Genomic DNA, 21,193 nt, shown 5'->3' with positions numbered 1-21,193 from the left:
TGATTATTCAAATTATTTGTCGCGATTTTTAGAAGCAACACAAGCTTTTGAAAAGTACCAAAAAACGATCTCTCTTTTTAAAAGAATCTCAAAAAATCAACTTAAAACTTTCCCTAAAAATGTTGAATTTCTACATCTTTGTCCTAAGCTTTTACCAGCAAAAAAAGAGAGAAATGACTTTCTCTCTTTTACCTTTCCTCTCATCTTAAACTATGAGAAGACATATTTCTAATCTGATTATTTCGCTTCAAATCCTTCTGCGACAGCGTCTGCAAAGTTTTCTTCTACGATGCTTGCACAGTGATCACAGATGACTGCATGGTAGCTGCGTTCTGCTGTTGTTGGGTCGATACGACGGCAACGGTCACAAACTTCACCTGCAGCGCGTTCAACTGTAAAGGCAACATCCTCAAAGCTAACTGCGCCTTCTGGAGCTGTACCTTCAGCGATGGTCAATTCTGACACGATCAAAAGTTGAGCTACATTGCTATCCACTGCTCCAAGAAGAGTTTTCACCACTTCGTTTGGATAAACTGTCAAGTGTGCTTCGAGTGATTTCCCGATAACTTTGGCATTACGTGCTTCTTCCAAGGCTTTTTGAGCTTGTCCACGGAAGTCCATGAAAGCTGCCCAAGTATCCAAGATTTCTTCTTGGTTGGCAAAAGTTTCAGCTTCTGGTAATTCAGACAATTGAACAAATTCTTCAGCTTCAAACTCAAGATATGACCAGATTTCCTCTGCTGTGTGAGGAAGGATTGGTGTCAAGAGTTTAGTGATTTTGACAAGAATGTCATAGAAGACAGTCTGCATTTGACGGCGTTCGAGTGATTTGGCACCCTCGATGTAAACAACGTCTTTCGCAAAATCAAGGTAGAAGGCTGACAAATCAACGTTGATGAAGTTCACCAAGGCCTTGTAGATTGTCAAGAATTCAAAGTTTGCATAAGCATCACGAATCGTTTTCACAAGCTGGTTAAAGCGAATGGTCATGTACTTGTCAACAGAACGAAGCTCATCGTAAGCTACTGCGTCTTGAGCTGGGTTAAAGTCAGATGTATTGGCAATCAAGAAGCGAAGTGTGTTCCGGATCTTACGGTAAGTTTCAGAGACTTGGCTCAAGATATCCATAGAGATACGCACGTCGTTGCTTGAGTCAACACTTGTTACCCAGAGACGCAAGATTTCCGCACCAAATTGTTTTTCAACATCGCTTGGAGCAATGGTGTTCCCAAGAGATTTAGACATCTTTTCACCTTTACCATCAAGGGCAAATCCTTGTGACAAGATTTGTTTGTAAGGAGCAACGCCATGGTTGGCAACAGATGTGATAAGTGATGAGTTGAACCAACCACGGTATTGGTCAGAACCTTCTAGGTAGAGGTCTGCTGGGTATTTGAGTTCTGGACGGTTGACCACCACTCCATTCCATGACGAACCTGAGTCAAACCATACGTCCATGATGTCTGTTTCTTTTTTGAACTCGCCATTTGGTGAACCTGGATGAGTAAATCCTTCTGGCAAGAGGTCCTTAGCATCACGTTCCCACCAGATGATAGAACCGTGTTCCTCAAAGAGTTGAGCTACATGTTCAATAGTCTCAGCAGTCATGATTGGCGTTCCGTCTTCAGCATAGAAGATAGGAAGGGGAACTCCCCAAGCACGTTGACGAGAGATAACCCAGTCTCCACGGTCACGAATCATATTGTAGAGACGAACTTTACCCCATTCTGAGTGGAACTTCACTTTTTCAATTTCATCCAAGATTTCTTGGCGGAATTTAGATACAGAGGCAAACCATTGTGGAACAGCTCGCCAGATGATTGGTTTCTTGGTACGCCAGTCAAATGGATATGAGTGGGAGATTTCTTCTTGAGCAAGGAGTAAATCACCCAGTTTTTCGATAACAGTCGGCACAACCTTGTCATAGAACTGACTCGCAAATTCAGGACCAGCATTTTCCATCATAATACCGCGTTCGTTAACTGTTACAGCAACTTCAAGGCCGTTGGCAACACCAACATTGTAGTCGTCCTCACCAAAACCAGGGGCTGTATGGACAATACCAGTACCAGAGTCAGTCGTAACGTGGTCACCAAGGATTACCAACTCATCTACAGCCGTATCCCATGGGTGGACTGTCACAATGTGGTTCAATTCTTGACCACGGTAGGTCGCCAAGACTTGCACATCCGCCCAGCCAAATTTCTCAGACAAGCTATTCAACAATTCTGAGGCAACTACAAACTTACGAGATTCACCAGCTGGTTGTACCAATACATAATCAATATCTGCTCCAACTGTCAAACCACGAGAGGCCGTAATGGTAAATGGCGTAGTTGTCCACACAACGATGTAAGTATCTGTATCGAGCACACCTTTTCCGTCTTTGACGCGGTTAGCATAGTAAAGGGAAGTTGAAAGCAAGTCATGGTACTCAATTTCCGCTTCAGCAAGAGCTGATTCAGATGACCAAGACCAGTAAACTGGCTTGGCACCACGGTAGATGTAGCCTTTCTTAGCCATTTCTCCGAAGACACGGATCTGAGCCGCTTCATAGTCCGGAGTCAAGGTCACATAAGGATTTTCCCAGTCACCAGAAACACCCAATCGTTTAAAGTCTTCACGTTGTTTATCTACTTGAGAAAGAGCGTACTCGCGGCAAAGTTTCAAGTACTCAACCAAGTCCATTTCTTTGCGTTTAACGCCCTGTTTTGCCAAGACTTGCTCGATTGGCAATCCATGTGTATCCCAACCTGGAATATAAGGGGCGTAAAAACCTGACATAGACTTAGAACGAACAATAATATCTTTAGAAATCTTGTTCATGGCATGTCCAACGTGGATATTTCCGTTTGCATACGGAGGTCCATCATGCAAGGTGAAATGAGGTTTTCCTTGGTTCAATTCTTGACGACGTTGGTAAAGTTTTGCTTCTTCCCATTCTTTTTGCCAAACTGGTTCTTTGGTTGGAAGACCAGCACGCATTGGAAAGTCTGTTTTCCCTAGATTGAGGGTTTCTTTAAGTTTCATTGTTACTCCTTTAATTTAAATTGACAAAATAAAAACCACGATTCGCAAAAAGGACGAAAATCGTGGTACCACCTTTGTTCGAAAAAAGACAGGGTCTCTTTTCCTCTTTTCCCGTAACGTGGGGGACGTCTAGTCTTACTGTTTTCGGACTGGATTGCTTGAGAGGATAATCTAACCACTAGGGATTGCAGGACTCTCACCATCTCCCGCTCGCTGAAAATATAGTTGGTTGGATCTTGTTCTCACATTTTTTATAGGATAAGAACAGATTCTTTATTTGCATCGTTCTCAGTTGCCGCAGTAGCTTCTACTTCAACTGACTCTTCATGCTGGTCACTTTCTTCTGTCTGTTGGTTTTGTTGAGCTTCAAACTCAGCTAATTCTTTGTTACCAGCCTCGATACGAGCTTGTAATTCAGCAACCTCTTCTGGTGTGAATTGACGAGTCATATCAATAGGCTCTTCCTCTGGTTGTAAAGATACAGTTTCACCAAGAACTTCACCCACCACTTCTTTAAAGGCTTCATCACTTGTCTGAAGGTAAGTAGCTGTTGGGCGAAGAATATCTTCCCAATCAGATGACTCGACAATAGCCAATTGACTTTCAATCGTAGACTTGAGGCGTTGATGGAATACACGGCTCTTATTCTTCAACTCTTCTGTCTCAACAGCCACTCTCTTCGCATTATCTGTAGCCTGACGGAGAATTTCATTTGCCTTGTATTTCGCTTCTTCAAGCAAACGCTGAGCATCTTGTTCAGCTTGTTGAATAATATTGTTTGAACGTTCTTGAGCAGCTTGTTTAACACGCTCCGCTGTATCTTGAGCAATCAAAACTGACTGACTCAAGGAATCCTTCATCTCATCAAAGTAAGACAAACGTTCTTCCAAACTCTTGATGTGTGTCTCTTTATCGTGATTGCTACGAACCAAGTCTTCGTAGTCACGAACAACGATATCCAGAAACTCGTCTACTTCTTCTGGATCAAAACCTCTAAATCTTGTACCAAAGGTTTTATCTTTAATTTCTAACGATGTAATTGGCATACTTTTCCTCACTTACTTAATAAAAAATAGAATCATTAATTGCTTCTGGTTCTTGCTCGCTTGTTACTGTTCTCTTAGGAATATCATTCGTATAATAGGAAAGACGTTCTTCTAGTTTTTTGATATAGAGTTCAGTTTCATCTTTGTATCGAATCATCTCCTCTAATTCAAAGTAAATCTTATCTAGAAATAGGTCAACTTCTTCCTGATTGTAGCCTCTGAATGTTCTTGAGAAAGCTTTATCACTTATTTCTTGTGGTGTAATCGACATATTTTTTCTCACTTGCTTAAAAGTAGCCTGACTGTTAGTTTTTTCTTATCCTTTTTGGTCTGACCATTGTCTTTAACAACTTTCAAACGACCAAACTTTCTCACACTGATCAAATCCCCAACTGCAACCTGGTAATCAGATTTTTCAACCACATGATAATTTACCTGGACAGATTTTTTCTCTATCAGTTGACTAGCTTGGTTTCTAGATAATTTCAAGGCACTTGATAAGAGGGCATCCAATCGAAAACTCGAAACTAAAATTTCTCGTTCTCTATAATCAATTTTAGACAAAATCCTATCGGTAAAAGGACGTTCCTCCAGCGATACAGGAAGTCTGCCAATCTTTCTTATTCCATCCTGAAAAAGAGGAATGAAATCACGATTGACAAAAATCTGTGCTCTCTTTTCATCTACCAAGATATCACCAAATAATTTACGGTCAATTCCTAGTTGGTTGATAATTGTTCCCAATATTTTTCCATGACTCAGTTGCTCAAACTTACTCGGATAGCAAATTTCCAACAAGGCCATTTCAAAGTCTGATATCTCCGGTTCAAAGTAATCTGGATAGAGAAGAACTCGAACCGACTCTGTCGGAAGAAAATCACCACTACTTTGGCAACCCAGTCCATATGTCCCAGCTAGTACCCTCAAAATCTGTTCCTGATGGGGATTGATAAAAGGAGTAAGTACCGGTGCATAGGTATCTTCTACCCGCTTGATCCACTCTAACCCCTTATCAATAAAGGGAATATCATCTTGGGAAAAATGCTGATAAATGGCTCGATTTGCTGTCATAGTAATAAGACTAGTCGTGTTAAGAGATTTCCAACAAACTGAATCAGAATCAGCGCTGCCCAAACCGTAAAATCAAGACCAGCAAATTGTAGATTGAGCTTACGAAGGGGCTCAATAACTGGGCGAGCAAGTCTGATAACTAAGCGACCTAACTGGCTTTCATAGGCATTTGGAAACCATGAAAGAAGAGCAAATGCAACGAGAATGATGGAATAAATGCTAACCGCATTTTGGATTAAACGGATTAAGAAAATCATTATCTTGCTCTATTTCGTTTAATATCAAAACCAAACTCAGCGCTTTGTGATTCATCTGGAAGTTTGATATCTTCAATATTCACGACAACGTTGACAGGCGTCAATAGATACATCGTACTCGCAACTTTTTTCATATTCCCAGCTAAGACATGGCGGGCTCCGTCCAAGTAATCAAGGCAACGACGGGCTTGAACCTCTGTCATGTATTGGAAATCAATCAAAATACTTTCATTTCCAGCCAACAAATCTACAATCTCAGTTGCATCTTCATATTTTCTTGGATAGCGAACGTCAATTGTCACTTTCTCATCTGAACGATGGCTTTGCATTGCCAATTCTTGCTGACGCGCATGAAGACGAGTAATATTTGCATCTTTTGCTGATCCTGACTGAGCAGGTGCTGGTAATTCTTTAGAAGATGAGATGGCTGGGCTAACTGTTTCCTCTTGTTGAGTCTGGTAGTTAGTCGTTTCTTCTCCGTCTTCTGTAAAATAATCTATAAATTTATCGAATCTATCTTTTAAAGACATAGCTCTCTCCTATTTAAAAAATGCTGTACCGATTCGAACAAAGGTTGAGCCGAACTGAATCGCTTCTTTAAAATCACGACTCATTCCCATGCTTAGCTCTGTCATCGGCATATTAGGGATTTGTTTTTCTCTAATTTCTGCTTGCAGAGCCTGCGTATCCTTGAAAATTTCTTTCAATTCTTCACTGTCTGCCTCAAAAGGAGCCATGGTCATTAAACCAACATACTCAATCTGATCTAACTCAGCCAATTCTGGCAAAAGTTCTAGCAATTCTTCTTTTGAAAACCCATGCTTGCTTTCTTCCCCAGAAATATTGACCTGCAAGAAACACTTGATAACATGATCTGTTCTCTTTTGAATTTCCTGGGCTAACTTTAAGGAGTCTAAAGCATGAAAGTAATCCACATATGGGATTACTTCTTTCACTTTCCGTCTCTGTAGTGTTCCTATTAAATGCCAAGTAACTGGGTAATCTTTCAAGGCCTGATATTTTTCTAAAAATTTATCGACTCGATTTTCACCTATATGACGGACACCAAGCGGAAGCAAGGCTTCCGCTGTTTGTACATCTACATACTTTGTCACTGCGATTACTGAAACAGCATCTAGAGCACGGTTGGCTTCTTGACTAGCATCAGCTATTTGCTGAAAAACTAATTCAGTATTTTTTTTCAAATTCATTGATTAACGATTTTTGAAGAATGGAGGTGTATCCAATTCATCTTCATCTTGTGAAACTGGTGTTTCGAAGCGTTCTACTGGTGAAACAACTGGATCTGTTTGGCGAACAATAGACTCACGACGCAAGTCCCAGTCTCCAAAAGCAGACGCTTGGTTTGTTTCAAAGCGACGTGGGCTTGATTTAGGCAATTCTGCTGTCTCTTCCAAGTCGAATTGACGGTCAAATGTGTGTGCTTGTGGCGCTTTAGTTGATGGACGTCCAACTGGTTGGTTGTTACGAGCTCCAACTACTTTTTCCACGCGCTCTTGACGAACACCTGTCGCTACAACTGTAACACGGATTTCATCCTTCATGCTTTCATCAATTGATGTTCCAAGCCAGATGTTTACACCTTGGCCAGCTGCTTGGTTGACGATTTCTGAAGCTTCTTCTGCTTCAATCAAGGTCAAATCAAGACCACCAGTAACATTGACGATGACATCCTCTGCACCATCGATTGTTGTTTCAAGAAGTGGAGAGTAAATTGCTTTACGAGCCGCTTCAACAACGCGTTCTTCACCACTACCGATACCGATACCCATAAGGGCATTCCCTTTGTTGGCCATTACAGTTTTCACGTCAGCAAAGTCAAGGTTAATCAATCCTGGGTTCGTGATCAAGTCAGTGATCCCTTGAACACCTTGGCGAAGAACGTTATCTGCTTCGCTAAGAGCTTCAAGAAGTGGCGTTTTCTTATCAACGATTTCAAGCAAGTTGTTATTAGAGATAATCAACAAAGTATCAACATGCTCGCGAAGTTCGTTGATTCCTTCTACAGCGTACTGGCCACGTTTGCTTCCTTCAAATCCGAAAGGACGTGTCACAACACCAACTGTAAGAGCACCAAGATCTTTAGCGATACGTGCAATAACAGGGGCTGCACCTGTACCAGATCCACCACCCATACCTGCAGTGATAAAGACCATGTCCGCTCCAGTGATAGCTTCCGTCAAAGCTTCTTCACTTTCTTCTGCAGCTTTACGTCCAACTTCTGGACGACCTCCAGCACCCAAACCACGAGTCAATTTTGGACCAAGTTGGATAACTGTTTCTGCTTTCGTACTGCTAAGGGCTTGTACATCAGTGTTGGCTGCGATAAATTCTACACCAGCAACACCTTCGTCAACCATGCGGTTAATGGCGTTACCACCACCACCACCGACACCAATTACCTTAATAACTGCGCCTTGAGCTGCTGCTGTATCAAATGAAAATGTCATAATTTCTTATCCTCTTTTATTCATCAAACATGCTTCCGATCAAACCACGGAAACGTTCTGTTAGCTTCGGTTTACTTTGAGAACTTGCTTGGAATTCTTCCTTGGGAGCAACTGGAGTTTCCTGCACAGTTTCAGCTGGAGCTGTTTGTGCTGGACTTGGTTGCGCTACTGGATTCAAACGTTGATTTGGAATACCAAAGTTGATTGGTTTTTGACGAAGGAATTCATCTCCTTTAACTGCTTTTTGAGCAAGAAGATTGACTTCAGTCAATTTACCAGCAAACTCAGACAAGCTAATCACGTGCGCAAATGCAGGGTTGCGAATTCCAACTTGATTTGGTACATAGAGTTTTACGCGAACACCAAATACTTCTTGGGCTAATTCAACAATTCCTGGTAAAATTGCATTTCCACCGATAAGGACGATACCTCCTGGCAAATCCAACAAGTGTCTTCTTTCCAACTCTTGTTTGATTTTGTCAAAGATATGTTTGATGCGTGCTGAGATAATTTCTGCCAAATAGCTTTCTGTTACTTCAACAGGTTCTACTTCACCAATTACTTCAACTTGGAAAGTTTCGTTACTTGCAAGTGGAACGTAAGCTTCACCATAGTTCAGTTTCAAACTTTCTGCAATTTTTTGAGATGTTTTCAAGACTTTAGAAATGTCTTTAGTAACGTAGTCTCCACCTTCTTGGTAGATGTTAGTGAACTGCAATTCTTGGTTACGGATAGTCGCTACAGTAGTCTGACCTCCACCCATGTCAATGACAGTCGCACCAAATTCACGTTCGCCTTCATTGAGAACGGAGTTCACGATTGCCAAAGGTGAAATAATCACATTATCAACATGAATGCCTACACGCTCAACCGTCTTGCGAAGATTGTGTAGAATCGTACGAGGACCTGTGTAAAGCAGACCACGCATTTCCAAGCGGACACCCATCATACCACGAGGGTCACGAATTCCTTGGAAACCATCCACAATGAATTCTTCTGGAATAAAGGTAATCACTTCACGGTCAGGAGTCATGCTCTTTGTCAAAGCTGATTTGACAACATTTTCAACATCTTGATCTGTGATTTCTTTGGTATCTGAAGTGACAGGAATCATTCCTTGTGTTGGTTCAACCTGCAAGAGGTTTGCTGGAAGGCCAACGTTGACAGATTTAATAGAAATACCAGCTTTCTCTTCTGCCTGTGTGATTGCAGATTTGATTGCTGAAGCAGCTGCTTCAATATCAACAATAATTCCGTCTTTTACACCTTTACTTTTGGCATTACTAACACCAATTACATTTACTTCGCCATCTCTATGCTCAGCTACTAGCACTTTAATCGAGCTAGTTCCGATATCTAAGCCTGTAAAAAAACCATCTCTAGTCATTACATCGCATCCTCTCTGTCTTCCAAGTTTCTCACTTCTATTTAATAACTATGTTTGGGCATAGCTATTCAAAGAATATTATAACACAAAAAATCTTATTGTGCTTAGATTTTGATAAATTTCCTAGTCATTTTTCACTTTTTATTTCTATTTTTTTATCTTAGCAGCCTTACTTTAAAAAAGTATCGTTTTTTACAAAAAAAGAAAGCTTATACTTAAGCTTTCTTCACAAGTATTTTTTCTGCTTTCTGCTCTAAAAAAACTTCTAATACTTTCTTGGTCAAACTAATGGCTGTAGCTAATACCAGCGACACAATCAGATAATTAGCCACTAAGCCATGATCACCAACCAATGGTGGCTTTGTCAAGAACCCATAATCTCCTCCAGTCACTAAATTAACCACAAAAATCAGAGCATTAAGTGAGAAGGTTAATAAAACAATCCCCTTAACATCCAATAATCGAGGGTCATAGTGTCTAAATAAATAAACCAAAGAATTTCCTAGAAGAGCTAGGTGACCAAAAATGAAAGACAGGATGGCTATGTGGGGAAAAGGATAGGCATCGGGTACTGGATACACAAAAGCCGCAAGCGTTCCAAAGATTCCAAGTAGAGAAAAATATTGCTTGTATTTTGACTTACCAGGAAGTAATAGCACTACAAACATCGCCATACGACAATGATAAAATGGTAAACTTTCTGACAACGGCATGTGATTTCCCCAGTACCAACTATAGAGAAGAATCAACTGGACAGCTTGTAAAATTTGGAAAAAACGTTGATAGACTTTTTTATCGTAATAGCGATAAGAAGCATAGAAGGTCAAAGCTAATAAAGTAAATAAACTTACATACCAGACAAGATCAAATTGGGGTGGTTCTGTAGCTTTCGTCGTAAAGAAAATATCCCATAAATTCATTTAATATTCCTCATTATTTCAAAATCTTCTCACATATTATACCATGTCAATCGAAAAAAATGAATTCAGAAATACGATAATAATCTTCTCAGTCAAGATATTGGTCTCTTTGTCCTTGATGAATCTGCCAAAGAATCTCCATTTGTTCTTTTGTGATGCGTTTTTCAGATAAGACTGGCAATTGGTCAATGGCAAAAAATTGAAGGTCCGCAATTTCTTGATTCTCTTGAAATTGTCCGTCAAGAAGTTGGCATTCAAAGACAAACTTTGCATATTGTTTGCTCTGTAGTTGGAAACGATTGGTGTCAAAAACTGCAAGTAACCTTTTAGCTTTTGCTGTAAAGCCGGTTTCTTCTTCAATTTCCTTAAGAATATTTTCGGTTGGAGAATAGCCAACTTCACCAAAACCACCTGGCAAAGCCCAACTATCCTCCCCTTTTCCTCTAACTAAACAGACTTTTTCATCCTCAACAATCCAAGCACGGACGTCCATCAGAGGAGTTGCATAAGCGGAAGTTGGTTTCATGACTTCTGCAACTTCTTCTGCATCGAGGTCTGATACCTGATTCAACATTTCAGATAACAGGCTTCGCAAGTCCTCGTAGCGCTCACGGTCGAAAGGATCTTTTGTAAAGGTTAATCCAGTATCCGTAATGGCTAGCATTCTTTGCAGATACTTGGCAAAATCACTTGCATTCATTTTCTAAACTTTCTACCAACTTGGCTAGATTCATGGAGTTCGAGCCTTTGAGCAAAATTTGGTCATTGGCGCCGAGGCTTTCCTTGACCTGCTTGACTAGGTCTTCAAATTGATCCTCGTCGGCTGTTTTTTTAAAGTAGAAAACATGACCGATTGGGAACATTTGACTGGCAAGTTGAGCCAATTCCGCAATATCTTCTCCGTAGAAAATAACGGTATCCAGCACATCTGGTGATAGGCTTAAAATCATCTGGTTATGGAGTTGGACTGACTGGTCGCCGAGTTCCTTCATGTCTGCCAAGACAGCGATTTTCTTGCCTCCTTCGTTAGCTGGGATGGCAGAGAATGTCTCCAAAATCAACTTCATAGCAGTTGGATTGGCATTGTATACGTCAGACAGAATATCTGCTCCATTGGCTGCTTTCTTCCACTCAGTACGGTTACGCGTCAATTCCAGATTTTGGAAGGCCTGATGAATTTGCTCCTCTGACACTCCTTCTTGAAGAGCCACATAAGCAGCAATCATAGCATTGGTGGCATTGTACTTACCTGTCACTGGCAAATCGAGGGCTTGTTCCAAAAAATTAGCCTTAAAGGTCAGACTATCCTTGCGCTCAACCAAGTCTGTGATTTCTAACTCAGCTCCTTGCCCAAAACGGACCACTTTTTTATCTGTAGGCAAGTAGTCCTTGACAATCGGATCGACTGGTGCTAAGAGAACAGAACCCGGAGCCATGCCATCTGCAATCTGCATTTTTCCTTTGGCGATTTCCGAACGGTCTTTGAAAAAGGCCAAATGAGCTTCTCCAACCAAGGTCACGATGGCTGTTTTTGGATGAGCCAATTCAGACAAGAGATGGATATCTCCCAAGTGATCCTGCCCCATCTCCAAGACCAACTTTTCAGTATCATCAGGCATATGAAGAACTGTATAAGGAAGTCCGATCTCGTTATTGTAGTTCCCTTGTGTTTTGTAGGTCTTGTAGGTTGTTGACAGTAAATGCGCCAACATATCCTTGGTCGTTGTCTTACCATTTGAACCCGTAACAGCAAAGACATCAACTGCCGTTTTTTCAAGATAGTAGGCTGCGAGGGTTTGAAAGGCAGTCAAAACGTCGTCTACTAGAATGTAGGGATGATTTGCAACCTCTTTCTCAGACAAGGTTACTGCTGCACCATTTTCAAAAGCTGTTTCGATAAAGTCATGACCATCACGCGCACCTTTAAGTGGCACAAACAAATCTCCCGTCCCAATCAAACGACTGTCAAACTCAGCTTTTTCTAACTGGGCATCCGCAAAAAGACTAACATCATTTTTAGCTCCAACAGCTTGGGCAACTTCATGGATTGTTAATTTCATTTCTACTCCTTTAAAAAGGGTTGAAGTCCGAGAACTCGACTCACCTTGCAGTGATAGTTCCGGCTTCTACCCTCTCTTTCATTTTATAGCAAATGCGCTTCGCGCTTGTCAAAACTTTGCTTAGCAAGGTCAACCAAATGCTCGATTAGTTCTGGGTAGCTGATTCCCATATTGTCCCAAAGTAGTGGATACATAGACCACTGGGTGAAACCTGGCATGGTATTGAGCTCGTTTAGGAAAATCTCGCCCTTATCTGTATAGAAGAAATCACAACGAGACAGACCGAGGCCACCGATTGCACGGAAGGCTGTTTCTGCATTATGACGCATGATAGCTACCACATCATCACTAATCTTGGCTGGGATGTCCATGGTAATCTTGTTATCGATATATTTGGCATCATAGTCATAAAAGGCAACATCCTTGACCACTTCACCAGGAAGCGTGCTCTTCACATCGTAGTTGCCCAAGAGACCAACCTCGATTTCACGAGCATTCACCCCTTGCTCTACTAAGACACGGCTGTCATATTGAAAGGCAAGCTCCAAAGCTTGGCGGAGTTCCTCATGGTTTTCAGACTTAGAAATACCGACACTTGAACCCATATTTGACGGCTTCGTGAAGACTGGATAAGTCAGTTTTTCTTCAACTTCAGCTATTTTAGCAGTCACATCATCACCTTCGACGATAGCCACATAAGGTACTTGGGCAATCCCAGCAGACTCCAAGACACGCTTGGTCGTGATTTTATCCATGGCAAGGCTGGATGACAAGATATTGCAGCCGACATAGGGCATTTTCAAAACTTCAAGGAATCCTTGAACAGAGCCATCCTCTCCCATTGGGCCATGAAGAACTGGAAAGACCACTGCGCCTTCTTCGTAGATGGCACTTGGCGCTATTTTCTTATCCCAATCAATAGTTGTATTGGTCATGAGACGATCTTCTTGACCTGGAGTCTGGCTAAATTCTTGCGTTTTAATAAAGTCACCTGACTGGCTGATGAAGAAAGTCTTGACTGTGAAACGGTCGTAGTTGACCGCACGCATAACACTTTCAGCTGAAAGGACAGAGACTTCACGCTCTGCACTACGCCCACCGTATAAAAGAATAATCGTTTGTTTCATATTGCTTGTCCTAATTCTAATAGAATACTCGTTCTTTAGTATATCATATTTGCTTCTTTTTTGAAACTTGAACATGGTACTAGAATTTAAGAAACATAAAAGAGACCTATAACATCAAAGTCGGTCTCCTTAATTTTCTTATGAATAAATTTAGTTCGTAAATTTGTCTACTCCTACAACTCTGTCCGATTTTCAATGGCTCGTAAGAGTGTGACTTCGTCCGCATACTCGATATCTGCTCCCACGGCTAGTCCTCGTGCTAGACGAGTGACCTTGATACCAGCTGGCTTGAGCAAACGAGAGAGATACATAGATGTCGCTTCCCCATCTGCCGTCGCATTGGTTGCCACAATCACCTCTGAAACCTCACTATCCATGAGACGGGTCATGAGACTCTTGAGGTTGATATCGTCTGGGCTGATACCATTCATCGGAGAAATGAGGCCGTGCAAGACATGATAGAGTCCATGGTATTCTTGGATGTTTTCCATAGCAGCCACATCGCGACTATCCTCTAACACCAAGATGGTTGTCTGGTCTCGAGTCGGATCCGTACAGATAGAGCAAGGATCATCATCTGTCAAACGACCACAGATGGAACAATAGGTCAATTCCCGTTTAGCAGACAGGAGATTCTTGGCAAATTCATTGACATCATCATCCGGCATTCCAATAGTATAAAAGGCCAGCCGGGTTGCTGTCTTAATCCCGATACCCGGAAGTTTAGAATAACTGTCAATCAGCTTAGCTATAGGTGTTGGGTAAAGCATGGCTTCCTTTCTAGTTCATTGGATGGTGTTGGTTGTATAGATTGATAATATCGCGAGCAATTGCTGGCCCAACATTTTTAGTTAAATTGGTATTATGAGGAAAGACTACTGCAACTGCAATTTGAGGATTTTCTGTTGGAGCATAGGCCACAGCATTGGTATTATTAGCATCTTGACCACCAGCTACATAGCTTTCACCTGTACCGGTCTTACCACTGATAGAAACAGTGGCGCCATCTGAAAACGCCCGTCCTGTCGTAAGGGGACTAGTTCCATGCGATACTTGGTAAAATCCTTGGTGCAAGATTGCCATATCTGATTCAGAAATATTGACCTTGTTGATTTCCTTGGTATCTATTGCTTGGATTAATTCCCCAAGGCCACCCTTATCATTGTTGTCGTATATTCCCTCGACAATATGTGGAGCTAGACGAACACCATTGTTAGCAATAGTTGCAACGTACTGGGCTAATTGCATCGGTGTGTAGTTATCAAACTGGCCAAAAGCATTAGTTAAATAATTAGCCAAGTCAAATTTTTGGGGGATAAATCCTGTCGATTCATCTGGCAAGTCAATCTCAGTAGAAACTCCTAAACCATACTCACCGAAGGTTGAACGGAGTTTTCCCATGGCAGACTCAAGATTATTGGTCCCTACTGTCATATTCGGCTGATAAGTTTGTCCCATAATCCCGAGGACAGTTTGAACCATGTAGGCATTGGATGAATATTCTAAGGCCTCAACGGCTGTAATTGGGAAAGAACCATCATAATAAGGGGTATACCAGGAATTGATAGGGGCAGAACCTTGGAAGACGATTGGTTGATCTGTCAAGGTTTGGTTGCCTGACAAGACCCCATTTTCCCAACCTGAACTGATAGTTGCAGCCTTAACGACAGATCCTGGAACAAAGACATTGGTGACAGTTCCGAGTGAGTCTGTGGTCAGTTCTCCAGTCTCTACATTGTGCTTCATTCCTGACATGGCTAATACAGCACCTGTCTTAGGATTGAGGGCTACTGCATAGACACCTTCAGAATATCTGGCTCCTCCATTGGCAAGTTCTGAGTTGAAATAACTCTTCAAGAGACTGTCTACGCTATCTTGGAAGGCCAAATCAATGGTCAATTTGATATTTTTACCCTTGCTTCCTTCTTCGATATTTTCTACACTCTCCATGTCTCCGTGCTTGTCCAAATGGATTTCCTTGACGGTACGTTTTCCTTGCAAGACTTCTTCGTATTGCTTTTCAAGATAGGAAGTTCCCACTCGGTCATTGAGAGAATAGCCTTTTTTGAGATAAGCATCAACTTCCTCAGCTGGAAGTCCTGACTTCTCATTTGAAACGCTACCAACGATTGTCGATAAAGATGTATCTAGTACTTTACGATCCCATGAGGTTGAAATGCTGATACCTGGTAATTCCTTGGATGCCGATGCAACGAGAGCAACTTGGGTATCATCTAAGGCATCCGTAGAAATGGTGCTCGTTGCAAAATTTTCAACAGCATTGAGCTGGCTAAAGAGATAGATTTCCTTTTTCTGGTCATCTGTATAATTAAGTTGACTCACGTCAATGCTTTCAACCGCATTATTGTAAAGTGTCGCTTCCGATAAGCGGTTCCCATCTGAATCCAGGCGTTTATCGCTTGGCAAGGATTCGACTGTTTTTTTGTAAATATCCTGGTCCGCCAAGTAATAGTCTGCAATCTGTCGATCAGTCAGATCAGGGGAGGTTACATTTACATACGTGAGGAGTTTCTTGGCTGTCTCCTTCAATTCAGCTGCCGTCATTTTATTGTTTCGTGTGAAAGAAACAACCTGCTTGACAGTATTTTCTACCAAGGGTTTCCCTGCCGCATCATAGATCTGTCCACGAGCTGAACTGGTTGTTACCCTTGTTTGGCTGGCTGAGGCCAATTTTGTTTCATAGAAATCTTTATTGAGTACCTGCATGTATAACAAACGACCAATAATGGCCATAAAGAGCAGGATGACAATCGCAAATAGTAAATTAAGCCGAATCGGAATCGAATGGCTATTAAATTTTCTCATACAACTAAGACTCTTTTCTAGAAAAATTCCCGATTTCTACCTTTATTTTCCCTAAAATAATAGAGCAAACAGGTGAAGCTCAGTATATTTCATTGTACCATATTTTACGGAGAAACTCTTGGAAAAGTCGAAGCATTTTTTGACTTTTAATTGAAAATGCCTTTTTATTTGGTTATCCTATTTTCTATGATATAATGATAGTAATAGTTAGGAAAGCGTTAACTTTTAAGACTTTGACTCATAAAAAGGAGCCTCATGAACAAGCCAGATATCGCAACCATAATCGACCTCCATTTTGAAGAATTAACCGAGCTCGAGCAAGAAATCGCTCGCTATTTTTTGCAAGCTGAAACGATCCAAGATGATCTCTCTTCTCAGCAAGTTACCCAGAAATTACATATCTCCCAAGCAGCCTTGACCCGCTTTTCCAAAAAGTGTGGTTTTACAGGCTACCGAGAGTTCGTCTTTCAATACCAGCACCAGGCTAGTAAACCGGACACTCATTCACACAAACACAGTCCTTTGACCAAACGTGTTTTGAGAAGCTACAGTATCATGCGAGAACAAACACAGGATTTGATCGACGAAGAACAACTGGAACGCGTCGCCCAATTAATCGATGACGCTGAACGTGTTTACTTTTTTGGAACGGGAAGTTCTGGTCTGATTGCCCGTGAGATGAAACTGCGCTTTATGCGTCTAGGTGTTGTCTGTGAAGCTTTGACCGATCGGGATGGCTTTGCTTGGACAACCAGTATCATGGATGAAAACTGTTTGGTACTTGGCTTTTCTCTCTCAGGCACTACCCAATCCGTCCTCGATAGTTTGTTGGATGCTAAGGAAATGGGTGCCAAGACCATTCTCTTTACCAGCGCTCCAAACAAAAACAGTCAGGCCTATACCGAAACAGTCCTTGTCGCAAGCCACAGTCAATCTTCTTACATCCAGCGTATTTCCGCTCAACTCCCTATGCTCATTTTAATAGATTTGATTTATGCCTACTTTTTAGAAATCAATCGCGAGAGCAAAGAAAAAATCTTTAACAGCTATTGGGAAAATAAAAAGCTCAACGGCTATCGTAGACAAAAACGCGTTAGAAAATCCTAGTTTGGCTCAACCAAACTAGGATTGTTTTGTTTTGAAACGGTAATAGGCTCCCAACATCCCTACTGTATTTTGGTGATGGGCAAATTCTAATCGTAAAATAAAACGAGCTATTCTCCAGAAGTACGTTCTATAAGTTTATAGTTTAATGCAAAGTGTAGCGATATAATCATTTCCATACCGTGATAATCGATGTCTTTTGTCACACGATTCATAAAAATCGATCATAGCGAGACCATTTTTTAGTTGTCCTCTAATCTGATTTTCTAAGGTATGGCTAAATTCATACCCATATTCTGGATTGATGGTGATTTTGCCTTCCTCTTCAAGCTCTCTTGAATTAAAAGGGATTGAAAACTTTAAAAGCAATTCCTCATCGGGTTTATCCCATACAGTATCAGCATCATACATGTAGATCCAAGGATTCATAAATCCGACCATTAACAAACCGCCCTTTTTCAATACTCGAAAGGCTTCTTTATACATGTTTTCTAAATCTTCTATGTATACATTTGAAACGGGATTAAAAATAATATCAAAAGTTTCATCTTCAAATGGAAATGGTTTTGTCATATCGCCTTGAACGGTATTGATTTTTAAGCCTTCTCTTTTAGCGACCATCTCATCTCTTTCTAATTGTGATGTGGAAAAATCCATAATGGTGACATCATAACCTTTTGCAGCAAAAACGGGACCCTGCTGTCCACCACCACAAGCTAACCCTAATATCTTTTTCCCGTTTGCTTTTTCAAACCATTCTATCGGAACTTTTTCCCCAACAGTTAAGGCAACAGAAATTGGATGCTTTCTAACTTCTTCTAATTCTTCCTGTGTCAATGGCTCAGTGTAGTCGTTTTTTACATTATTCCATCTATCCTCATTTAATTTTATATAATTACTCATCTTACAATCTCCTCGTAATTTTATATGATTTCGACTTCAGGTGAATAGGTTCCCATTACATTTTTTTCACCTCTAGAAATTTTAATTTGTCAATTTTTCGTCCATCTCATTATATCATTTTTCCACATTTTCCCATTTAGTCAAGCTAAATATCAATTAAATGGTTGATAGAATTGCTCTCGCCTTATAGTTCATCATCTAGCCTTAACTTCTTATGCAAGGTGGTTATTTTCTCCTAGTTTCTCACGATTACCTCCTTTGACTTAAATTTTTCAATAAAAAAAGAATTAAGCAAAACAGTTTTCACTCAAGTAGTGATTAAAAGTTCCTCTTAATTCTATAGTTCCAAACTAGGATTGTTTTGTTTTGAAATGATAATATGCTCCCAACATCCCTGCTGTATTTTGGTGATGGGCAAATTCTAATCGTGTTTTTTCAGCTAGGCTTGGCACCAAGGTCGCCTTCAAGGCTGTGCGGATCTTTGGTTTGAGGATAGCCTCTTGCCCCATGATCCCGCCACCGAGAATGACCACTTCTGGATTGGCAACGTAGCAAATATTTGCCAGACCTTTTCCTAAATAGTCTACCATGCGGTCAATCCCAGCCATACAAATCTTGTTTCCTTCAGTAGCTTCCTTGAAAATACGTCGGCCATTCCACTGATCAACTGGATCTCCATGAGCTACTGCTACATACTCAACCAAGGCTGTGGTAGAAGCAAGATCCTGAAAAGCTCCATCCTGCATGTGCATGTAACCGACTTCGCAGGCCGAATTGCTAAATCCATGGAAAACTTTCCCATCCATAATCAAGCAACCACCGATACCTGTTCCAATGGTCAAGCAAAGTGTGACACTCGCTCCCTTACCTGAACCAGATACTGCCTCAGCAAGACCTGCACAGTTGACATCATTTTCAATCTCACAAGGGATATTAAAGCTCGTCTCGATTTCCTTCTTGAACTGGGTTCCTGCATAGTTGGGAATCTGAGGACCAGCATAGAAAATCTCACCCTTATCAGGATCCACCATTCCTGCAGAAGAAATGGCAACACCTGCTACTGGGCCTTTTTCTAAATAGCTGGCTACGATATCTTTTGTCTTTTGTAAGATATGAGGTCCACCCTTATGCGCCTCGGTTGGCATTTCATGCGATTCAACAAGTTGGCCTTCTTGATCAATCAAACCATATTTGATGTTGGTTCCACCGATATCAATTGCAACGTAGTGTGTCATAAATACCTCCTTATGGATTAGAGGAAGCGCTCCTTGGTTTCACGAATCAAGGCTGCAGCTGCTTCTACAATTGGGCGATCTTCTTCGGTTACTGGCGTCAATGGCGAACGAACTGAACCAATGTTCAAGCCTTCATTGATCTTCAAGACTTCCTTAATCACACCGTACATATTTCCATGTGCAGAAGTGAGCTTGCCAATGATTGCATTGATAGCATACTGCAATTCACGCGCTGTTTCCAAGTCTTTCTCAGTAATCAACTCATTGAGTTTCAAGAAGAGTTCTGGCATCGCACCATAAGTACCACCAATACCAGCTTTAGCACCCATGAGCCGTCCACCTAGGAACTGTTCATCTGGACCATTGAATACGATGTGGTCTTCTCCACCAAGGCTGACAAAGGTTTGGATATCTTGAACTGGCATAGAAGAGTTCTTAACACCGATAACACGTGGATTCTTCAACATTTCAGTGTAAAGGCTTGGAGTCAAAGCAACACCTGCTAATTGAGGAATGTTGTAAATCACATAGTCTGTGTTTGGAGCTGCAGCACTAATGTCATTCCAGTATTTGGCAACTGAGTACTCAGGCAAGCGGAAGTAAATCGGTGGAATCGTTGCAATGGCATCTACACCCAAACTTTCTGCGTGGCGAGCAAGTTCCATACTATCTTTGGTATTGTTGCAAGCAACGTGAGCAATGATAGTCAATTTTCCTTTGGCAACTGCCATGACTTCTTCCAAAATCAACTTGCGGTCCTCTACGCTTTGGTAGATACATTCACCAGAAGAACCATTGACATAGAGACCTTGAACACCCTTATCAATGAAGTATTGAACCAAGGCGCGCGTACGCTCTGGACTGACTTCTCCTTGATCATCATAACATGCGTAGAAGGCTGGAATGACACCTTCGTATTTTTTCAAATCTGACATAGATTTTCTCCTAAGATTTCTTTTTTTCTGCTGAGAGCAGTTCTATTATTTACAAGTTTAGTATACACCTTGTGAAAATCGCTTTCAATATCTTGTATACACTTAGATTTTAGTTTCTACTTGTATTTTAGAAACTGTAACGATTGAAAGTAGTTTCAGAAACAAGCCATCCTACTGGTATTTGGTGAAGATTTTCTCCATCAAACCTGTTTGGAGAAAGACTAGCAAACCAAAACCAAAGAGGATAAAAGCTGACCCACCCAAAAGGAGAGTGAAGGCGGATAGATAAAGAATCATCACAATAAGAAAGAGAATGGCTAACATGAGGAAGAACCACGGAAAGTTAAAACTTGCCAAGATAAGCCCTTTTTGCAGCACTTCTTTCCAAGACAAATCATAGCGCGCAGCGATGGGATAACTAGCCAACATCACCAGAGTGAGGAAGATGAGAATCCCCAAACAAATAGCTTTCACAATCTGGAAAGGTAAAGCTGTCTGACCCCAGAAAAGATAGAGGTCTAAAAGACTCAACAAAACTATGCCCAACTCTAGCAAACCTAACTGGAAACCCAGTTTCAGATTTTGCTTGAAAGCTCTCAGATAGGTTCTGAAAACAGGTACTCGCCTGCTTCTCTTAATCTCAAACATGGTTTGGTAGAGGCTGATTTTAGCCACTCCAATCGTCACGATGGGCAAACAAGAGACGACAAAAAGAAGATTGGCTGTCACGATATCCAAGACCTTCTCACTGAAACGCATGAGAAAGTTATCTGTATCAAATGCTGCCTTGATAAGGCTCACTCCTTTTTGTGCCATGTTTG

20 protein-coding genes are annotated in these 21,193 nt (G+C 41.2%); 1 reads left to right on the top strand and 19 read right to left on the bottom strand.

Annotation, left to right across the window (positions count from 1 at the left end; all coding sequences use genetic code 11):
- Window positions 1-237 precede the first annotated feature (237 nt).
- The 15 genes from ileS to pbp2b all read right to left on the bottom strand — a co-directional run bounded on the left by ileS (window position 238) and on the right by pbp2b (window position 16,195).
- A complete protein-coding gene (gene ileS, locus AB2B49_RS03295; RefSeq protein ID WP_076984722.1) occupies window positions 238-3,030 on the bottom strand; it encodes an isoleucine--tRNA ligase in 2,793 nt (930 codons plus the stop codon).
- A gap of 251 nt (window positions 3,031-3,281) precedes the next feature.
- Window positions 3,282-4,076, bottom strand: coding sequence for a DivIVA domain-containing protein (locus tag AB2B49_RS03290; RefSeq protein WP_044020427.1), 795 nt, complete (start codon window positions 4,074-4,076; stop codon window positions 3,282-3,284).
- A 16-nt stretch (window positions 4,077-4,092) separates the two neighbouring features.
- A complete protein-coding gene (locus AB2B49_RS03285; protein ID WP_000028988.1) occupies window positions 4,093-4,347 on the bottom strand; it encodes a DivIVA domain-containing protein in 255 nt (84 codons plus the stop codon).
- Window positions 4,348-4,355: 8 nt separating this feature from the next.
- Window positions 4,356-5,147, bottom strand: a complete 792-nt coding sequence (locus AB2B49_RS03280) for a YlmH family RNA-binding protein (RefSeq protein ID WP_000126363.1) — start codon at window positions 5,145-5,147, stop codon at window positions 4,356-4,358.
- Window positions 5,144-5,404, bottom strand: a complete 261-nt coding sequence (locus AB2B49_RS03275) for a YggT family protein (protein ID WP_000576501.1) — start codon at window positions 5,402-5,404, stop codon at window positions 5,144-5,146. The genes AB2B49_RS03280 and AB2B49_RS03275 overlap by 4 nt, the downstream gene beginning before the upstream one ends.
- Window positions 5,404-5,934, bottom strand: coding sequence for a cell division protein SepF (locus AB2B49_RS03270; RefSeq protein WP_000053367.1), 531 nt, complete (start codon window positions 5,932-5,934; stop codon window positions 5,404-5,406). The genes AB2B49_RS03275 and AB2B49_RS03270 overlap by 1 nt, the downstream gene beginning before the upstream one ends.
- A gap of 9 nt (window positions 5,935-5,943) precedes the next feature.
- Window positions 5,944-6,615 carry a YggS family pyridoxal phosphate-dependent enzyme gene (locus AB2B49_RS03265; protein WP_076984723.1) on the bottom strand — a complete coding sequence of 224 codons (672 nt, stop codon included), beginning with the start codon at window positions 6,613-6,615 and terminating at the stop codon, window positions 5,944-5,946.
- 3 nt (window positions 6,616-6,618) lie between these two features.
- Window positions 6,619-7,875, bottom strand: a complete 1,257-nt coding sequence (gene ftsZ / locus AB2B49_RS03260) for a cell division protein FtsZ (RefSeq protein ID WP_000144261.1) — start codon at window positions 7,873-7,875, stop codon at window positions 6,619-6,621.
- Window positions 7,876-7,891: 16 nt separating this feature from the next.
- Window positions 7,892-9,262 carry a cell division protein FtsA gene (gene ftsA, locus AB2B49_RS03255; RefSeq protein WP_076984724.1) on the bottom strand — a complete coding sequence of 457 codons (1,371 nt, stop codon included), beginning with the start codon at window positions 9,260-9,262 and terminating at the stop codon, window positions 7,892-7,894.
- A gap of 215 nt (window positions 9,263-9,477) precedes the next feature.
- The gene (locus AB2B49_RS03250; protein ID WP_071851241.1) at window positions 9,478-10,182 is read right to left on the bottom strand and encodes a YwaF family protein; all 705 of its coding nucleotides are present in this window, start codon (window positions 10,180-10,182) and stop codon (window positions 9,478-9,480) included.
- Between the two features lie 88 nt (window positions 10,183-10,270).
- On the bottom strand, window positions 10,271-10,882 hold the full coding sequence (locus AB2B49_RS03245; RefSeq protein ID WP_071851243.1) for an NUDIX hydrolase N-terminal domain-containing protein: 612 nt from the start codon (window positions 10,880-10,882) through the stop codon (window positions 10,271-10,273).
- Window positions 10,869-12,242: a UDP-N-acetylmuramoyl-tripeptide--D-alanyl-D-alanine ligase gene (locus AB2B49_RS03240; protein ID WP_254733860.1), complete on the bottom strand. Its 1,374-nt coding sequence runs from the start codon at window positions 12,240-12,242 to the stop codon at window positions 10,869-10,871. The genes AB2B49_RS03245 and AB2B49_RS03240 overlap by 14 nt, the downstream gene beginning before the upstream one ends.
- Before the next feature lie 83 nt (window positions 12,243-12,325).
- The gene (locus tag AB2B49_RS03235; protein WP_254733859.1) at window positions 12,326-13,369 is read right to left on the bottom strand and encodes a D-alanine--D-alanine ligase; all 1,044 of its coding nucleotides are present in this window, start codon (window positions 13,367-13,369) and stop codon (window positions 12,326-12,328) included.
- Window positions 13,370-13,542: 173 nt separating this feature from the next.
- Window positions 13,543-14,139, bottom strand: a complete 597-nt coding sequence (gene recR / locus AB2B49_RS03230) for a recombination mediator RecR (protein ID WP_125409633.1) — start codon at window positions 14,137-14,139, stop codon at window positions 13,543-13,545.
- Between the two features lie 10 nt (window positions 14,140-14,149).
- Window positions 14,150-16,195, bottom strand: coding sequence for a penicillin-binding protein PBP2B (pbp2b, locus tag AB2B49_RS03225; RefSeq protein ID WP_001224842.1), 2,046 nt, complete (start codon window positions 16,193-16,195; stop codon window positions 14,150-14,152).
- Between the two features lie 255 nt (window positions 16,196-16,450).
- Here pbp2b and AB2B49_RS03220 point away from each other — a divergent pair, with 255 nt between their 5' ends.
- Entirely contained in the window at window positions 16,451-17,302 is an 852-nt protein-coding gene (locus AB2B49_RS03220) for a MurR/RpiR family transcriptional regulator (protein WP_084878762.1), read from the top strand.
- A gap of 135 nt (window positions 17,303-17,437) precedes the next feature.
- Here the strand turns inward: AB2B49_RS03220 and AB2B49_RS03215 are convergent, their stop codons facing one another.
- The 4 genes from AB2B49_RS03215 to AB2B49_RS03200 form a co-directional block, all read right to left on the bottom strand.
- Window positions 17,438-18,202 carry a class I SAM-dependent methyltransferase gene (locus AB2B49_RS03215; protein WP_320691913.1) on the bottom strand — a complete coding sequence of 255 codons (765 nt, stop codon included), beginning with the start codon at window positions 18,200-18,202 and terminating at the stop codon, window positions 17,438-17,440.
- 350 nt (window positions 18,203-18,552) lie between these two features.
- Window positions 18,553-19,437, bottom strand: a complete 885-nt coding sequence (locus AB2B49_RS03210) for an ROK family protein (RefSeq protein ID WP_320691912.1) — start codon at window positions 19,435-19,437, stop codon at window positions 18,553-18,555.
- Between the two features lie 17 nt (window positions 19,438-19,454).
- A complete protein-coding gene (locus AB2B49_RS03205) occupies window positions 19,455-20,372 on the bottom strand; it encodes a dihydrodipicolinate synthase family protein (RefSeq protein WP_254733854.1) in 918 nt (305 codons plus the stop codon).
- Between the two features lie 171 nt (window positions 20,373-20,543).
- Window positions 20,544-21,188: a YesL family protein gene (locus AB2B49_RS03200; protein WP_254733853.1), complete on the bottom strand. Its 645-nt coding sequence runs from the start codon at window positions 21,186-21,188 to the stop codon at window positions 20,544-20,546.
- Window positions 21,189-21,193: the final 5 nt, after the last annotated feature.

Origin of the sequence: Streptococcus jiangnanensis (assembly GCF_040888325.1) — a bacterium.
GTDB classification, from domain to species: domain Bacteria; phylum Bacillota; class Bacilli; order Lactobacillales; family Streptococcaceae; genus Streptococcus; species Streptococcus jiangnanensis.
The sequence above is the reverse complement of the archived record's forward strand: the minus strand, read 5'-3'. Positions and strand labels throughout refer to the sequence as shown.

Excerpts from the sequence above, each read along its gene's own strand:
- ileS (WP_076984722.1), bottom strand. The coding sequence starts at position 3,030 with ATGAAACTTAAAGAAACCCTCAATCTAGGGAAAACAGACTTTCCAATG.
- AB2B49_RS03290 (WP_044020427.1), bottom strand. The coding sequence starts at position 4,076 with ATGCCAATTACATCGTTAGAAATTAAAGATAAAACCTTTGGTACAAGA.
- AB2B49_RS03285 (WP_000028988.1), bottom strand. The coding sequence starts at position 4,347 with ATGTCGATTACACCACAAGAAATAAGTGATAAAGCTTTCTCAAGAACA.
- AB2B49_RS03280 (WP_000126363.1), bottom strand. The coding sequence starts at position 5,147 with ATGACAGCAAATCGAGCCATTTATCAGCATTTTTCCCAAGATGATATT.
- AB2B49_RS03275 (WP_000576501.1), bottom strand. The coding sequence starts at position 5,404 with ATGATTTTCTTAATCCGTTTAATCCAAAATGCGGTTAGCATTTATTCC.
- AB2B49_RS03270 (WP_000053367.1), bottom strand. The coding sequence starts at position 5,934 with ATGTCTTTAAAAGATAGATTCGATAAATTTATAGATTATTTTACAGAA.
- AB2B49_RS03265 (WP_076984723.1), bottom strand. The coding sequence starts at position 6,615 with ATGAATTTGAAAAAAAATACTGAATTAGTTTTTCAGCAAATAGCTGAT.
- ftsZ (WP_000144261.1), bottom strand. The coding sequence starts at position 7,875 with ATGACATTTTCATTTGATACAGCAGCAGCTCAAGGCGCAGTTATTAAG.
- ftsA (WP_076984724.1), bottom strand. The coding sequence starts at position 9,262 with ATGACTAGAGATGGTTTTTTTACAGGCTTAGATATCGGAACTAGCTCG.
- AB2B49_RS03250 (WP_071851241.1), bottom strand. The coding sequence starts at position 10,182 with ATGAATTTATGGGATATTTTCTTTACGACGAAAGCTACAGAACCACCC.
- AB2B49_RS03245 (WP_071851243.1), bottom strand. The coding sequence starts at position 10,882 with ATGAATGCAAGTGATTTTGCCAAGTATCTGCAAAGAATGCTAGCCATT.
- AB2B49_RS03240 (WP_254733860.1), bottom strand. The coding sequence starts at position 12,242 with ATGAAATTAACAATCCATGAAGTTGCCCAAGCTGTTGGAGCTAAAAAT.
- AB2B49_RS03235 (WP_254733859.1), bottom strand. The coding sequence starts at position 13,369 with ATGAAACAAACGATTATTCTTTTATACGGTGGGCGTAGTGCAGAGCGT.
- recR (WP_125409633.1), bottom strand. The coding sequence starts at position 14,139 with ATGCTTTACCCAACACCTATAGCTAAGCTGATTGACAGTTATTCTAAA.
- pbp2b (WP_001224842.1), bottom strand. The coding sequence starts at position 16,195 with ATGAGAAAATTTAATAGCCATTCGATTCCGATTCGGCTTAATTTACTA.
- AB2B49_RS03220 (WP_084878762.1), top strand. The coding sequence starts at position 16,451 with ATGAACAAGCCAGATATCGCAACCATAATCGACCTCCATTTTGAAGAA.
- AB2B49_RS03215 (WP_320691913.1), bottom strand. The coding sequence starts at position 18,202 with ATGAGTAATTATATAAAATTAAATGAGGATAGATGGAATAATGTAAAA.
- AB2B49_RS03210 (WP_320691912.1), bottom strand. The coding sequence starts at position 19,437 with ATGACACACTACGTTGCAATTGATATCGGTGGAACCAACATCAAATAT.
- AB2B49_RS03205 (WP_254733854.1), bottom strand. The coding sequence starts at position 20,372 with ATGTCAGATTTGAAAAAATACGAAGGTGTCATTCCAGCCTTCTACGCA.
- AB2B49_RS03200 (WP_254733853.1), bottom strand. The coding sequence starts at position 21,188 with ATGGCACAAAAAGGAGTGAGCCTTATCAAGGCAGCATTTGATACAGAT.